This window comes from Nonomuraea marmarensis (assembly GCF_043197025.1).
In the GTDB taxonomy this organism is placed as follows: domain Bacteria; phylum Actinomycetota; class Actinomycetes; order Streptosporangiales; family Streptosporangiaceae; genus Nonomuraea; species Nonomuraea marmarensis.
In genome coordinates, this window is record NZ_JBICRM010000006.1 from 160,940 (window position 1) to 175,071 (window position 14,132).

Annotated in this window: 14 protein-coding genes; 8 read left to right on the plus strand and 6 right to left on the minus strand. The window is 70.0% G+C overall.

Annotated features, from left to right (window positions below):
* The 6 genes from ACFLIM_RS11965 to ACFLIM_RS11990 all read left to right on the plus strand — a co-directional run bounded on the left by ACFLIM_RS11965 (window position 1) and on the right by ACFLIM_RS11990 (window position 5,022).
* Window positions 1–819: a DUF692 domain-containing protein gene (locus ACFLIM_RS11965; RefSeq protein ID WP_393164574.1), complete on the plus strand. Its 819-nt coding sequence runs from the start codon at window positions 1–3 to the stop codon at window positions 817–819.
* The gene (locus tag ACFLIM_RS11970) at window positions 816–1,172 is read left to right on the plus strand and encodes a hypothetical protein (RefSeq protein WP_393164575.1); all 357 of its coding nucleotides are present in this window, start codon (window positions 816–818) and stop codon (window positions 1,170–1,172) included. Before ACFLIM_RS11965 ends, ACFLIM_RS11970 begins: the two co-directional genes overlap by 4 nt.
* Before the next feature lie 30 nt (window positions 1,173–1,202).
* Window positions 1,203–2,087: a DUF7064 domain-containing protein gene (locus ACFLIM_RS11975; protein ID WP_393164576.1), complete on the plus strand. Its 885-nt coding sequence runs from the start codon at window positions 1,203–1,205 to the stop codon at window positions 2,085–2,087.
* Window positions 2,088–2,125: 38 nt separating this feature from the next.
* The gene (locus tag ACFLIM_RS11980) at window positions 2,126–2,686 is read left to right on the plus strand and encodes a hypothetical protein (protein ID WP_393164577.1); all 561 of its coding nucleotides are present in this window, start codon (window positions 2,126–2,128) and stop codon (window positions 2,684–2,686) included.
* Window positions 2,687–2,731: 45 nt separating this feature from the next.
* The gene (locus ACFLIM_RS11985) at window positions 2,732–3,496 is read left to right on the plus strand and encodes an isoprenyl transferase (RefSeq protein WP_393164578.1); all 765 of its coding nucleotides are present in this window, start codon (window positions 2,732–2,734) and stop codon (window positions 3,494–3,496) included.
* A gap of 206 nt (window positions 3,497–3,702) precedes the next feature.
* Window positions 3,703–5,022, plus strand: coding sequence for a PhoH family protein (locus tag ACFLIM_RS11990; RefSeq protein WP_393164579.1), 1,320 nt, complete (start codon window positions 3,703–3,705; stop codon window positions 5,020–5,022).
* A 7-nt stretch (window positions 5,023–5,029) separates the two neighbouring features.
* Here the strand turns inward: ACFLIM_RS11990 and ACFLIM_RS11995 are convergent, their stop codons facing one another.
* Genes ACFLIM_RS11995 through ACFLIM_RS12005 form a run of 3 tightly spaced genes read right to left on the minus strand, consistent with a single transcriptional unit; the run spans window position 5,030 to window position 7,613 of the window.
* Window positions 5,030–5,533 (minus strand): hypothetical protein, encoded by a 504-nt coding sequence (locus ACFLIM_RS11995; protein ID WP_393164580.1) that lies wholly within the window; start codon window positions 5,531–5,533, stop codon window positions 5,030–5,032.
* Entirely contained in the window at window positions 5,530–6,942 is a 1,413-nt protein-coding gene (locus ACFLIM_RS12000) for an ATP-binding protein (RefSeq protein WP_393164581.1), read from the minus strand. Before ACFLIM_RS12000 ends, ACFLIM_RS11995 begins: the two co-directional genes overlap by 4 nt.
* Window positions 6,939–7,613 (minus strand): response regulator, encoded by a 675-nt coding sequence (locus ACFLIM_RS12005; RefSeq protein ID WP_393164582.1) that lies wholly within the window; start codon window positions 7,611–7,613, stop codon window positions 6,939–6,941. Before ACFLIM_RS12005 ends, ACFLIM_RS12000 begins: the two co-directional genes overlap by 4 nt.
* Before the next feature lie 368 nt (window positions 7,614–7,981).
* Here ACFLIM_RS12005 and ACFLIM_RS12010 point away from each other — a divergent pair, with 368 nt between their 5' ends.
* Window positions 7,982–8,599: an aggregation-promoting factor C-terminal-like domain-containing protein gene (locus ACFLIM_RS12010; RefSeq protein ID WP_449291470.1), complete on the plus strand. Its 618-nt coding sequence runs from the start codon at window positions 7,982–7,984 to the stop codon at window positions 8,597–8,599.
* An 89-nt stretch (window positions 8,600–8,688) separates the two neighbouring features.
* Window positions 8,689–10,686, plus strand: coding sequence for a glycosyltransferase (locus ACFLIM_RS12015; protein ID WP_393164583.1), 1,998 nt, complete (start codon window positions 8,689–8,691; stop codon window positions 10,684–10,686).
* Here ACFLIM_RS12015 and ACFLIM_RS12020 read toward each other — a convergent pair.
* The 3 genes from ACFLIM_RS12020 to ACFLIM_RS12030 are packed head-to-tail and all read right to left on the minus strand — an operon-like array spanning window position 10,676 to window position 14,094.
* Window positions 10,676–11,821 carry a tannase/feruloyl esterase family alpha/beta hydrolase gene (locus ACFLIM_RS12020; protein ID WP_393164584.1) on the minus strand — a complete coding sequence of 382 codons (1,146 nt, stop codon included), beginning with the start codon at window positions 11,819–11,821 and terminating at the stop codon, window positions 10,676–10,678. The two genes, ACFLIM_RS12015 and ACFLIM_RS12020, sit on opposite strands and share 11 nt — an antisense overlap.
* On the minus strand, window positions 11,822–12,823 hold the full coding sequence (locus tag ACFLIM_RS12025) for an alpha/beta fold hydrolase (protein WP_393164585.1): 1,002 nt from the start codon (window positions 12,821–12,823) through the stop codon (window positions 11,822–11,824).
* The gene (locus ACFLIM_RS12030; RefSeq protein ID WP_393164586.1) at window positions 12,820–14,094 is read right to left on the minus strand and encodes an MFS transporter; all 1,275 of its coding nucleotides are present in this window, start codon (window positions 14,092–14,094) and stop codon (window positions 12,820–12,822) included. The genes ACFLIM_RS12025 and ACFLIM_RS12030 overlap by 4 nt, the downstream gene beginning before the upstream one ends.
* Window positions 14,095–14,132 lie beyond the last annotated feature (38 nt).

Consider the following 14,132-nt stretch of genomic DNA (forward strand, 5'->3'; position numbering starts at 1 on the left):
ATGTCCGAACTCGGGGTGGGCATCGGCTGGCGGGCGGAGCTCGACCTGACGATCGAGCGGATGTCCGGGGTCGACTTCGTCGAGGTGGTCGCCGAGAACATCAAGCCCGCCCACCTGCCCGAGTCGTTAGGCGTGTTGCGTGCCAGGGGTCTGCCGGTGATCCCGCACGGGGTGTCGCTCGGTGTCGGGGGCGCCGAGCGGCCCTCACCGGCCAGGCTCGCCCACCTGGCCGGCTGCGCGCAGGCCCTGGACTCGCCGCTGGTCAGCGAGCACCTGGCGTTCGTCCGCGGCGGCGGCCTCGAAGCCGGGCACCTGCTGCCCGTGCCACGCACCCGCGAGTCCCTGCGGGTCATCACGGAGAACGTACGCCGGGCGCAGGACGCGTTGCCCGTCCCGCTGGCCCTGGAGAACGTCGCCGCCATCTTCGGCTGGCCCGAGGACGAGCTGACCGAGGCCCAGTTCCTGGCCGAGCTGGTCGAGCGGACGGGGATCAAGCTGCTGATCGACGTGGCCAACCTCTACACCAACCAGTTCAACCTGGGCCTGTCGGCCGTGGCGGCGCTCGACGTGCTCCCGCTGGAGCACCTCGCGTACGTGCACGTGGCCGGCGGATATGAGCACCACGGCATCTGGCACGACACGCACACCACCGCCGCGCCGCAGGCCGTGCTCGACCTCCTGACCGAGTTGTGCGCCCGCGCCACCCCGCCCGGCGTGCTGCTGGAGTGGGACGACGACTACCCGAGCGACGCGGCCCTGGCCACCGAGTTGTCCCGGATCAGGGCCGCGATGTCCCTGGCCAGGGAGGACGCCCGGTGACGGACGAAATGGCCGCAGCCCAGCGGCGGCTGGCCGAGGCGCAGGGGCGGTTGGTGGCCGCGCTGGTCGCGGGCGCGGAGCCGCCTGAGGGCTTCGACCCCGAACGGATCAGGGCGCAGGCGTCGAGCCTGGTCGCCAAGCGGCGCAGCGTCGTGGCCAGACTCCGCCCCGACGCGGCCGCGGCGGCGGGCCGCGACCTGGCCGCGGAGTTCGCCGCCTACGCGCGATCCCGCAGCGCCCCGCCGCCCGGCTACCGCACCGACGCCGACGACTTCGCCGCCTGGCTACGCGAACGCGGCCGCATGCCCGATCCGCCCCGCAAGCCCCGCTGGTGGTCCCGCCTCCTGCCCTAAGCTGCTCGTAGCAAGCGCTTGGGAGGCGGCATGCGGATCGTCAACAAGGGCGAATGGCCCCTGACCCACGAGGACGAGCAGGCGCACGAACCCGGCGGCGAGCCGCTGTGGAACGAGTCCCACTATTTCGACTTCGTAGCCCCCGACGGCGAGCTGGGCGGCTACGTCCGGATCGGCCTCTACCCCAACTGGAAACGGGCCTGGTACTGGGCCTGCCTGGTGACGAAGGACGGCCGCGGCAAAACGCTGACCGACCACGAGGTGCCGCTGCCCGGCGCGGACCTGACGCTGGCGGGCGACGGCTACCAGGCCTCCCACCACACGACGAAGCCCTTCCACTCGGTACGCCTCCGCCTGGCCTCCGCCAACCTGGCGCTGGACCTCGAATGGCGGACGGAAGGCGGCGTCTACGGCTATTCGCTGACCCCCCGCTACGAGATCCCGTGCGAGGTCACCGGTACGATCGACGGCACGCCCTTCCACGGGTACGGCGAGCGCGACCACAGCTGGGGCGTGCGCGACTGGTGGTCGATCTCCTGGTTGTGGAGCAGCGGCAGGCTGGCGGACGGCACGCATCTGCACGGCATGCAGGCCAACCTGGGCGTGGCGTTGCCCTGGCCCGCGTTCACGGTGCCGCCGGGCGGCGAGCTGGAGCACGTCGAGGGTTTCTCGGCGGCGACCGAGTTCGACGGGGACCGCCCTGCCGAGACGCTGCTGCGCTTTCCCGGGCTCGCCACGAAGGTGCGGCCGATCGCCTTCGCCCCCGTGACGCTGACGTCCCCCGAAGGCGCGGTCGCCCAGTTCCCCAGGGCGATGTGCCGGTTCGAGACCGAGGATGGGCGGAGAGGCTACGGCTGGACCGAGTGGCACCAGCCGCCGGGCTGGCGCGAGCACGGCTGGCACCCCCTGACATAGCCGCGTTTAGCCGACTTTCGACCGGAAACGGAGAAAGGGTGGGAGGACTACGTTGTGTCGACGGCTCTTATCTGACCGTCACGCCCGTCGCGTGCACGGACAGCGTCGGCATGCCGTACGAGATCACCCTTGAGCTGCACCGCGACGGCACGCCGTACGGGAGCGTGGGAGAGCGGTGCGGCTGGCTGCTGGCGCACCTGGCGCGCGGCGTCGATGAGGCCCGCCGGGGCCGGGGAGTGGCCCGGCAGTGGGCGGATCCCGACGACAGGTTCCCCGACGAGGAGCCGGACAGCGAGCTGTTCTCGTTCCGCTATCGCACGAGGTCGGGGCTGGTGGGCGGCGGGGAGTTGCGCTGCCAGCTCAGGACCATCCCCGTCTGGCAGCCCCGGTCCGGCAGCGGGCCGGGCGAGTGGCGGCTGACCAGGAGGGCCTACGTGGAGGCGTGGGGCACCACGGGCGTGGGCATGCGGGCGGTGCTGACGTCGGCGGAGTTGGCGGTGTTCGTGCGCGGGCTGGTGAACGAGGCCGAGGGGTGTCTGAAAGGTAGAGATCTGGCGAGGAATCCGGGAGAGGGAACAGGCACGGGCGAAACGCGGTGATAATTGCCTATTGGGTCATTCGACCAAAGGCACAGGAGGCACTTCGTGGGCCTGCGCGATCTGGTCTATCGGCTGTACGAGCACCGGCTGGAGACCAAGCTGTCGAAGGACAGCGTCGTCCCCCGGCATGTCGGGGTCATCATTGACGGCAACCGCCGCTGGGCGCGCGCCATGGGCATGCGTGACGTGGCCACCGGCCATCGCAAGGGCGCGGACAAGATCTCCGAGCTGCTGGGCTGGTGTCGCGAGACCGGCGTCGAGGTCGTGACGGTCTGGATGTTGTCCAATGACAACCTCAACCGGCCGCGGGAAGAGCTGGAGCCGCTCCTGGGCATCATCGAGGACGTGACGCAGGAGCTGGTGGACGAGGGCTGGCGGATCAGTCCGGTCGGCGCACTCGATCTTCTGCCGGACCGAACGGCCAATGTCCTAAAAAATGCCAAAGAAGCTTCATCACACCGTCCCGGCCTGATTGTGAACGTTGCAGTTGGGTATGGAGGAAGGCGTGAGATTGCCGATGCGGTGCGCTCACTCCTCCAGGAGCATGCGAGCAAGGGCGCGAGCATCGAGGACCTCGTCGAGGTACTCGATGTCGAGCACATCGCGGAGCATCTTTACACTCGCGGCCAACCCGATCCGGACCTCCTCATCCGGACCTCGGGCGAGCAGCGCTTGTCGGGTTTCATGCTGTGGCAGAGCGCTCATTCCGAGTTCTACTTCCACGAGGCCTACTGGCCGGACTTCCGCCGGGTGGACTTCCTTCGAGCACTGCGCGACTACGCTGCGAGACATCGACGTTACGGTTACTGACACGACAAGTGGGCATTCAGGACGTAACGTGAGAAGTGTCCGGTCACAGGCCGGACACTCCGGAGAGGGCCCGCCTTTGCACCAAGATCTGCCGAGGGGGGCCGGACACCGGCGTCGACGGCAGTTCGCGGTCGGGGACGCGGGTCCGGTCCGATTCCCACCTCGTCTGCAGGGCACCCGCACTATGGGCGCCCGGGGGAGAACGTGTGGCAGTGTCCTCGAGCAACCCTTCGAACAAGCCGGCCAAGCGCACGTACGTGCTGGACACTTCGGTCCTGCTCGCCGACCCGGCGGCCATGACCAGATTCGCCGAGCACGACGTCGTTCTTCCGATCGTGGTCATCACGGAGCTGGAGGGTAAGCGGCACCATCCCGAGCTCGGCTACTTCGCGAGACAGGCTCTGCGCTACCTCGACGACCTGCGGATCCAGTACAGCAGGCTCGACGAGCAGATGCCGACGGGGGATGGCACGATCAGGGTTGAGCTCAATCACAGCGATCCGTCCATCCTGCCCGTGGGGTTCCGCCTGGGCGACAACGACACCCGCATCCTGACCGTGGCGCGCTCGCTGGCCGCCGAGGGTTGCGACGTCGTGCTGGTGTCCAAGGACCTGCCGTTGCGGGTCAAGGCGGCCTCGATCGGCCTGGCAGCGGAGGAATACCGCGCCGAGCTGGTGCACGAGTCCGGCTGGACGGGGATGGCCGAGGTCCAGGTGACCGCCGAAGACGTCGAGACGCTCTTCGAGCAGGGCACCGCCGATTTCGAGGAGGCCAGAGACCTGCCCACGCACACCGGCCTGCGGCTGCTGTCGGCCAAGGGCTCGGCCCTGGGCAGGGTGCAACCCGACAAGTCGGTGCGGCTCGTCCGCGGCGACCGCGAGGTGTTCGGCCTGCACGGCCGCTCCGCCGAGCAGCGCATCGCGCTCGACCTGCTCATGGACCCCGAGATCGGGATCGTCTCGCTCGGCGGCCGGGCGGGGACCGGCAAGTCGGCGCTGGCGCTCTGCGCGGGCCTGGAGGCCGTCCTGGAGCGCCGCCAGCACCGCAAGGTGGTCGTCTTCCGCCCCCTGTACGCCGTGGGCGGCCAGGAGCTCGGCTACCTGCCGGGCACCGAGGGCGAGAAGATGGGCCCGTGGGCGCAGGCGGTCTACGACACGCTCGGCGCGATCACCTCGCCCGAGGTGATCGAGGAGGTGCTCGACAGGGGCATGCTGGAGGTGCTCCCGCTGACGCACATTCGCGGCCGGTCGCTGCATGACGCGTTCGTGATCGTGGACGAGGCGCAGTCGCTCGAGCGCGGGGTGCTGCTGACCGTGCTGAGCCGGATCGGCGCCAACTCCCGGGTGGTGCTCACCCACGACGTGGCCCAGCGCGACAACCTGCGGGTCGGCAGGCACGACGGTGTGGTGGCGGTGGTGGAGAAGCTGAAGGGCCACCCGCTCTTCGCGCACGTGACGCTGACCAGGTCCGAGCGCTCTCCGATCGCCGCCCTGGTGACCGAGATGCTGGAAGACATCACGATGTAGGCGCAGCTCACTTGAGCTCGCCGCAGGTGAACCGCCCCTCCGACTCGGAGGGGCGGTTCTCGTTCTCCCGGACGATCTTGACCAGCTCGAACGCCGCGTCCTGCTGGGCCGTGCAGACGATCTGGGCCTTGCCGAGCTTGGTCAGCGTGCCCTCGCCCCTGACGAAGACCGTCAGCGTCGAGGTACGCGGAAGCTGGACCTCGTCGCGCTGCACGGGGTTGACCGAGTCCTTGATCCCCATATACGTGAAGCCGCGCAACGCCGTGTCCCGGTTGCCGAGCGGCTGGGTGGAGGCGTCGAACAGCGCTCCCAGGAGGCTGCCGACCGTGTCGTTCTCGACGTCGGCCGGCTCCAGGGCCAGCCTGCCGTCCCTGATCAGGTAGATCGTCTTGGACGGCGGCGGGATCCTGATCGTGGGGGCGTTGCCCCGGTCCTGCACGTCGGTGGGCGAGATGCCGCAGGCGGTCACGGTGAGCAGCACGGCGATCGTCAAGGCGCGGATGGTCTTCATGAGTGGGGCAGCCAGACGATGAACAGGGTGCCGGGGTGCTGCGGCCGTACGGAGATCGTGCCGCCGTGCAGGTGGACGTTGGCCCTGGCGATGGCCAGCCCCAGGCCGCTGCCCTGGCTGCGGGCCCGGCCCGCGCCGGCCTTGAAGAAGCGGTCGAAGACGTGCGGCAGCGCCTCCCGCGGGATGCCCTTGCCGTGGTCGCGCACCTTCACCTCCAGGCCGTTCTCCGTGCCTCTGGCGTTGACCAGCACCGGGGGCGCGCCGTGCTTGAGCGCGTTGCCGACCAGGTTGGCCACGATGACGTCGAACCTCCTCGGGTCGAGGTTGGCGGTCAAGCCCTGGGAGGCGTTCACGCTCACCTCCTCGCTCCAGCCGCGTACCTCCAGGCAGTCCTGGATGGCGTCGGCCACGTTCACCGGCTCCACGTTGAGCGTGGCGGTGCCCGCGTCGAACCGGCTGACCTCGATGAGGTGCTCGACCAGCTCCCGTAGGCGCTCGATCTCCCTGAGCACCAGCCGTACGGCCTCCGCGGGCGCCTCAGGCAGCCGGCCGGCCTCCTCGGAGAGCATGTCGGCCACGGCGGTCATGCTGGTCAGCGGCGTGCGCAGCTCGTGCGAGACGTCCGCCACGAACCTGCGCGACATGGCCTCCAGCGAGCGCAGCTCGGACACGCTCAGCTCCAGCGCCGCCGCCGCGTCGTTGAACCTGGCGGTGAGCTCCGCCAGCTCGTCCTGCCCGTGCACGGGCAGGCGAGTGTCGAGCCTGCCCTGGCCGAGCGCCTGCGCGGCCGCGCTCAGCCGCCTGACCGGCAGCAGCACCTGCCTGGCCGACAGCAGCGCCACGACCAGGGCGATCAGCACGATGGCCGCGCCGCCCTGGGTGAGCGTGCTCCTGAGCGTGGCGAGCTGGCTCTCGTCGTCGCGCATCGGGAAGAAGACGAACGCGCGCAGCCCCGTGGCCTCGGGCACGCCGGCGGCGTCGCGGTAGACCTCGGCGCCGACGATGAGCCAGAGCTCGTTGCGGATGATCTTGCGTTGGGTGACGACGCTCTGCTTGGCCCGGCCGTACAGCTCGTTGGGCACGTCGCTCATGGTCATGGGGCCGTCGGTGGCGAGCAGGTCGCCGTACTCGATGAGCACGCCGCGGCCCGGCGCGCTCAGCGCGCGGGCGACGCGGTCGAGCTCCCTGCTGGTCGGCGCGGCCTCGCCCGGCCTGAGCCGGCCGACGGGGAAGGTGATGCTGGCGAGCTCCCTGCTCACCAGGTCGAGCGAGGTGTTCTCGGCGCGGGTGATGAGCGCGGTCTTGGCCAGCTCGAAGCCGATCGTGGCAACGAGCGTCGAGGCGGTGACGGCGACGAGGGTGAACGTGATGACGAGGCGGGCGCGCAACCCGGTGGGCAGGGGTATCACGGGGGGCTGAACCGGTAGCCGAATCCGCGTACGGTGTGGATGAACACGGGCTCGGCCGGTGTCGGCTCGATCTTGGCCCGGATCCGCTGCACGCAGGCGTCCACCAGCCGCGAGTCCGCGATGTGCGTGTGGTCCCACACGACGCGCAGCAGGTAGCGGCGGTTGAGCACCTGACCGGGATGCCGCACCAGCTCCAGCAGCAGCCGCAGCTCGGTCGGCGTCAGGTGGATCTCCTTGCCGGCCAGCGTGACCTTGAGCGCGCCCCGGTCGATCACGAGGTCGCCGAAGGTGATGCGGTCGGAGGCGGCCGACTCGGCCCGGCGCAGGATGGCGCGGATGCGCGCGTCCAGGACCCTGGGCTCGACCGGCTTGACCACGTAGTCGTCGGCGCCGGCCTCCAGCCCGACCACCACGTCCAGGTCGTCGCCGCGGGCCGTGAGCAGGATGACGGGCAGCTGGTCGAGCTTGCGGACGCGGCGGCACACCTCGATCCCGTCGATTCCGGGGAGCATGACGTCGAGGATCGCGATCTCCGGGCGGCGGGACCTGATGTGGTCGAGAGCCTCCTCGCCCGTCGCATAAGAGGTGACGGAATGCCCCTGCCGGGTCAGCGCCAGCTCGAGAGCCGTACGGACCGAGGGGTCGTCTTCTACAAGGAGGATGCCAGCCACGCGCACATTATTATTCCATGTCTTGAATGTCCGAACTAAGTCACCAAACTGTGACATGTCGCTGATGTGATCACGAAGAACGCGGACAACTCTGAAGGGGGCTTCCCTTCGGTCCGCGGGCGCTCGAAGGGGAGCCTGATTTGTGTGATGAATGTCACACCTTTCTGGAAACTCCACGCTAACCTGCTGGTTAGCCAAACTTACGCAAAGCGATTCCCGCGAATCGGTTGCGGACCACCCCCCAGGACAGGGCAAGCTCATGGATCGTGAGCCCCGGTCCGCAGTTGAGCGAGCGCCCCCCGAAGGAACATCTGCCCTCGGCGCGCCGGCCTTCGCGTTTCACGCCGAAGCGCGTCATCATCACCGTCGTGTCGCTGGTGATCGTCTTCGGCGGCGGTGGATTCGTCGCCTACCGCGCCGTCCAGAACGCCAACAGGCCGCCGGGTCCACCCGCCTTCTCGATGGAGGAGCTCGGCAAGCTGGCCGCCGGCGACCTGTCCGCGCCCGACCCCGAGACCGACGCCCGCAAGAACGCCGCCGAGCAGGCGTACCGCGCCGACCTGCTGAAGAAGGGCCGCTCGGGGGCGGGCAAGGACCCCGGCTTCGACTGGGTCATCCCCAAGCGGGCCCCCGGCGGCGACGGCTTCCCCGCCACGAACTTCCCGCCGGGCAGCGACCCGTCGCCGGGCAGCAACAAGGCCACCGCCAAGACCATGCTCGCCTCCCAGGGCTGGGGCGACGACCAGTGGGGTTGCCTGGAACGGCTCTGGCAGAAGGAGAGCGGCTGGAACGAGCGGGCGATGAACCGCTACTCCGGCGCGTACGGCATCCCGCAGTCCCTGCCGGGCAGCAAGATGGCCAGCGCGGGCGCCGACTGGCAGACCAACGCCGCCACCCAGATCAAGTGGGGCCTCGGCTACATCAAGGGCCGCTACGGAACGCCGTGCGGGGCCTGGGGACACTCACAGTCCTCGGGTTGGTACTGAGTCGGTTGGGCGGCACCAGCAGGTCAACTTTCCTTCTCTAATCGGCAAGCCGTCGCGTCCGATCGTGTATACGGGCGCACGCTGGCCGCATGGGTGTGAAGGTCAGTGTGATCGCAAATGTCCACAATCCGGGTGACACCGCCGACGCGTGCCTGCGTTCCGCCTTGGAGCAGACCATGCCGACGGACGACTACGAAGTGATCTTCGTGGACGACGGGTCCACGGACGGGATCGCGGAACGCCTGGACACCATCGCCGACGTCCGTACGAACGTCCGTACGTTGCACCTGCCGCACACGGGCTCGCCGATGCGCGGCCGCAACGTGGGCCTGGCGGCGGCCGCCGGAGACTACGTCTACTTCCTCGACCAGGGCGACCGCCTGGAGAAGGACGCGCTCGCGCGCATGCACGACCGCGCCGTGGAGACCGACGCGGACGTCCTGGTCGGCCGCCTGATCCGGGACGACGGGCCGCCCACGACCGCCTTCGGGCGCAGCACGGCCCGCGCCGACATCCTGCGCGACCGCCTGCTCACCCTGCTCGTCCCGCAGCAGCTCTACCGGCGCGCCTTCCTGGAGGAGCACGAGCTGGGCTTCGCCGTGCCCGGCGGGCGGCTGGCCGAGCAGGCGTTCGTGTTGCGGGCCTACGTGCGGGCCAAGGTCGTCGCCGTGCTCGCCGAGCACGTCTGCTGCCACCTCGGCGAGCCGCCCCCGGCCCAGGAGGAGCCGCGGGCGATGGTGAAGGAGCTGCACGCGCTGCTCGACGACATCGACACCTACGTCGGCGAGGGCCGCCAGCGCGACCGCATGTACGCCCACTGGTTCCGCTACGCCGCCCTGCGGCCGCTGGTGACCAGCAAGTTCGGGGACTCGTCCGTGGACAGGGGCCTGCACTTCCGCGTCGTGCAGAAGCTCATCTCCGAGCGTTTCCCCGAGCGGCTCGACCGCCACCTCCCCGTACAGCTGCGGGCGGTGGCCGCCTACGTCCGCATGGGACGCCTGGACCAGATCGTGCTCATGTCGAACTCCTCCAGGCGCTCGGGGCTCCGCGCCGACCTCACCGAGGTGCGCTGGGACGCCCACGTGCTGGTCCTCGGGCTGACCGTGGAGGTGCTGGCGGGCGACGGCAAACCCGACCGCTACCGTACGGACGGCGACCGGGTGCACTGGATCCCGCCGCGCTCGCTGGACACCAAGTCATTGTCGGACGGCGTCACCGACGTGACCGAGGCGGTCGAGCGGGCCCGCGTCGAGCTCTACGTACGGCACACGGAGACGGGCGTCGTGCACTTCCTGCCGCTGACCCAGCACGTCGAGCGGATCCAGGCCGGCCGCCGCCGGGTCAGGGTGCAGATCAAGGGCGAGGTCAGGCTCGACGTCACCACCGCCGCGGTCGGCCGGCCGCTCAAGCCGGGCCAGTGGGAGGTGCACGTGCGCATGTTCGGCGGCGCCAACCAGGCCAGGAGCCGGGTCGGCCGCCCCGAGGGCCCGCTCAACTGCCTGGGCGTGCTGGCCCAGCGGCCCAAGGCGCGGCTGGTGGTGCCGTGCTGGACCGACCAGGGGGAGCTGGGGCTGGCCGTGGAGCCGCGCTCGTTCACGGAGTCGATCGCGCTGGTGTCCCCGGGGGTGGTGGTCAAGCAGCTCGACGGTCAGCTGTATGTGGTGTTGCCGGTGCCGTACGTGCCGCCGAGCGGGGGGCCGCCGCTGGAGCTGGTGCTGCGCAGCACCGGGCGGCGCAGGCGCGAGGTGTCCGCGCCCGCGCTGGCCGAAGCCGGGGTGCCGGGCCGGATCGCCGGACAACTGGTGGCCAAGCTGCGGGTCAGACGGCTGATGCCGGGCGCCGACCATCTCAGCCCCGGCGGCTGGCTGGCGTCGCTGCGCTCCGCGGAGGAGGAACTCGGGTTGCGGTTCGCGCTCGACGTGCGCAGGGGCAAGGTCCAGGTACGCTCCGCCGCCGCGGTCGACCCCGAGCGGCGCTCGCCCCTGGGCCGGGACACCGTGTTCCACCGGATCGGCAGGCGGGTGCCCGGCGCGCGCCACATGGTGCGTCTGGCGCGCGCGGGCAAGCTCCGCTACCTCAGGGACTGACCCAGCCTTCGAGCTCCTCGAAGGCGTTCCTGAAGACCGGGAGCAGCGGCTTCAGCCGATCGGGGTAGGCGTCCACCAGGCTGTCCAGGTGGTTGCCGCCCTCGACGCGGTAATAGCGGAACGGCCGGTGCGGGCCGACCATCTTGGCGTAGACGTCGGAGTCACGGGAGATGGGCAGCAGGGTGTCGAGCGTCCCGTGAATCGTGATCAGCGGCTTGGTGATCTTGCCGGTCAGCGCGATCTTCGCCACGGCCGCATAAGGCTTGCGCTGGTCGTAGTCGTAGTCGGCCGCCGCGCCCTGGTAGGACGGGTCCAGCTCCTTCTGGTAGAGCTGCTGGGTCAGCTCCCAGTAGTACTGCCGGTGGAACGGCCACAGGAACTCCGAGCCCGCCGCGAACCCGGCCGCCCGCACGCCCGCCTCGTCCGGGTACGCCTTCAGCGCGGGCGGCAGGAAGTTCAGCAGGTTGTCGCCCTTGACCCGCCAGAGCGTGCCCTCCCAGTCGACGCCGCCGTCGTAGAGCCAGCCGCGGTTCTCCAGCTGCCACCTGACCAGGTAGCCGCCGTTGGAGATGCCGGCCACGAACGTGCGCTTGGGCTGCTTGCCGTACCGCTGCTTGACGACCGCCTTGGCGGCCACCGTGAGCTGGGTGACGCGGTCGTTCCACTCGGCGATGGCGTCGCCGGGGCGGCGGCCGTCCTCGTAGAAGGCGGCGCCGACGTTGCCCTTGTCAGTGGCGGCGAACGCGTAGCCCTTGGCCAGCACCCAGTCGGAGATCGTGTAGTCGTTGGCGTACTGCTCCCTGTTGCCGGGGGTGCCGCCGACGACCAGGCCGCCGTTCCAGTTCTTGGGGAGCCTGATCACGAACTGGGAGTCGTGGTTCCAGCCGTGCGTGGCGTTGGTGGTGGAGGTGTCGGGGAAGTAGCCGTCGATCTGGATACCGGGCACGCCCGTCGGGTTGACCGTGGCGGCCGAGTGTAATCCGGCCCAGTCGGCGGGGTCGGTGTGGCCGGTCTGGGTGGTGCCCGCCGTGGTCAGATCGTCGAGTGTGGCGATCAGTTGTTTTTCCGCGCCCGGCACGGTGAGCTGCTGGGGCGCCGTGAGCAGGCTCGCCACCAGGGTAAGTGCGACGATCATCTACGCCTCTCCGATGTGGTCCGCCAGCAGGCGCTGGAATTCGGCGGGGTGCTCCAGGTGCGGGCTGTGGCCGCACTCCTCCAGCACGACCTCCCGGTACGGGCCGTAGCGCTCCAGGACAGCCCTGGTCTGGGTCACCATGGGCTGGGCCGGGGTGCCGGGGGAGCCGGGCACGACGCCGAGCACGCCCAGGTGGGCCAGGTCGAACAGGGACTCGTCAGAGACGATCACGTCGTCGGCGCCCCTGATCCACAGGATGGGCGGCTTGGGGTCGATCTCGTGCAGGTCGTCCAGGCGGAGGTGGGTGGGGGCGATGGCGTTGAGCACGCCGTACTTGCCGGGGGCCACGCCGGGCCATTCGGGGGAGGTGACGGGGTCGCCCGGGTAGTTGTGGTCGCCCACGTGGGTGGTGAGCATCGAGCGTACGTAGAAGTCCTCGTCGGGGACGTCGGGGTGTTTGACGTAGGCGGATCGGAGGACGTTCCGGGGGGACGTGGGGGATTCGTCCGACATGTCGCCCGCTTTGAGCCGGGCCACGAAGTCCGGGTTGGCGGCTCCGGCGCCGGCTCCCGTGCCGTCGGGGTGGGTCAGCTTGCCGTCGGGGCCTTCCGTGCCGCTGTAGCCGTACGGGGAGATCGGGTTGACCAGGGTGACGCTCCTGACGGCGGCCGGGCGGTCGCGCAGGAGCTGCAGCACGATGCCGCCGCCCAGGCTCCAGCCGACCAGGTGGACGCCGTCCAGGTCGAGCGCCTCGACCAGCTCGATCAGGTCGTCGGACCAGTCCCGCAGGCCCCGGGTGGCGTCGACGGGCGCGGGGTCGCTCTCCCCGAAGCCGCGCAGGTCCACCGCGAGCGGGCGGTAGCGGTCCGGCAGCGCCGCCATGCTGTCGCGCCAGAACGCGCTGGAGGAGACGTTTCCGTGCACGAACAGCACGGGCTCTCCGGTGGTCCTGCCCTCGACGGTCAGGACGTGCTGGGTGAGCCTCGGCGTGGTGATCTTCATTGTGCGTGGATCCTCTCGGCCAGGTCGCGGCCCTGGGTCTCGCGGGCGGCGTAGACCGCGACCAGGGTGAGCACCGCCGCCAGACCAAGGTAGGCCGAGATGGGCACGCTGCTCGAATAGCTCTGCAACAGCGCGACCGCGATGATCGGGGCCAGCGCTCCCGCCACGATCGCCGAGAGCTGCGCGCCGATCGAGACGCCGGTGTAGCGCATCCTCGTGCCGAACAGCTCGGAGAAGAAGGCCGCCTGCGGGCCGTACATCATGCCGTGGAAGAGCAGGCCGACGGTGACGGCGAGGGTGATCGCCAGGAAGTTGCCCGTGTCCACGAGCGGGAAGAACGCGAAGATCCACACCCCGATCCCGGCGGCGCCCGCCAGGTAGATCGGGCGGCGGCCGATGCGATCCGACAAGGCGCCCCACATGGGGATCGTGACGAAGTGGATGGCCGAGGAGACCAGCACCGCATTCAGCACCGTGGAGTTGTCGATCTTGGCCTGCTTCGCGTAGGTGATGACGAAGACGGTGAGGAGGTAGAAGGAGATGTTCTCCGCCAGGCGGGCGCCGATGGCGGTGATCACGTCCTTCCAGTGATAGCGCAGCACGCCCACGATCGGCGCCCGCTCCTCGGGCTCGGCCTGCTGGAACACCGGCGACTCGGTGATCGTCAACCTGATCCAGAGCCCGATCAGCACCAGCACGCCCGACAGCAGGAACGGCACCCGCCACCCCCACGACAGGAACGCCTCGTCCGACTGCCAGGCGGCCAGGGCCGCCAGCACGCCGGTGGCCAGCAGGTTCCCGCCCGGCGCCCCGGCCTGCGGCCAGGAGGCCCAGAAGCCGCGGCGGGCGGTGTCGCCGTGCTCGGAGACGATCAGCACCGCGCCGCCCCACTCGCCGCCGAGCGCGAAGCCCTGCACGAGCCTGAGCGCGGTCAGCAGCAGCGCCGCGGAGGGGCCCAGAGTCTCGTACGTCGGCAGGCAGCCGATCAGGAACGTCGCCGCGCCCATCAGCAGCAGGCTGACGACCAGCAGCGTCTTGCGGCCGAACCGGTCGCCGAAGTGGCCGAAGATCAGGCCGCCGAGCGGGCGGGCGACGAATCCGACGGCGTAGGTGAGGAACGCCAGCAGCGTGCCGGTGAGCTGGTCGGACCCGGGGAAGAAGAGCTTGTTGAACACGAGTGCGGCTGCCGAGCCGTACAGGAAGAAGTCGTACCACTCGATGGTGGTGCCGATCAGGCTCGCGGCGACGATCTTCTTGATGGAAGTGGCCATGCCGGTCACGGTAGGGAGTGACCGGCATCACTCATATG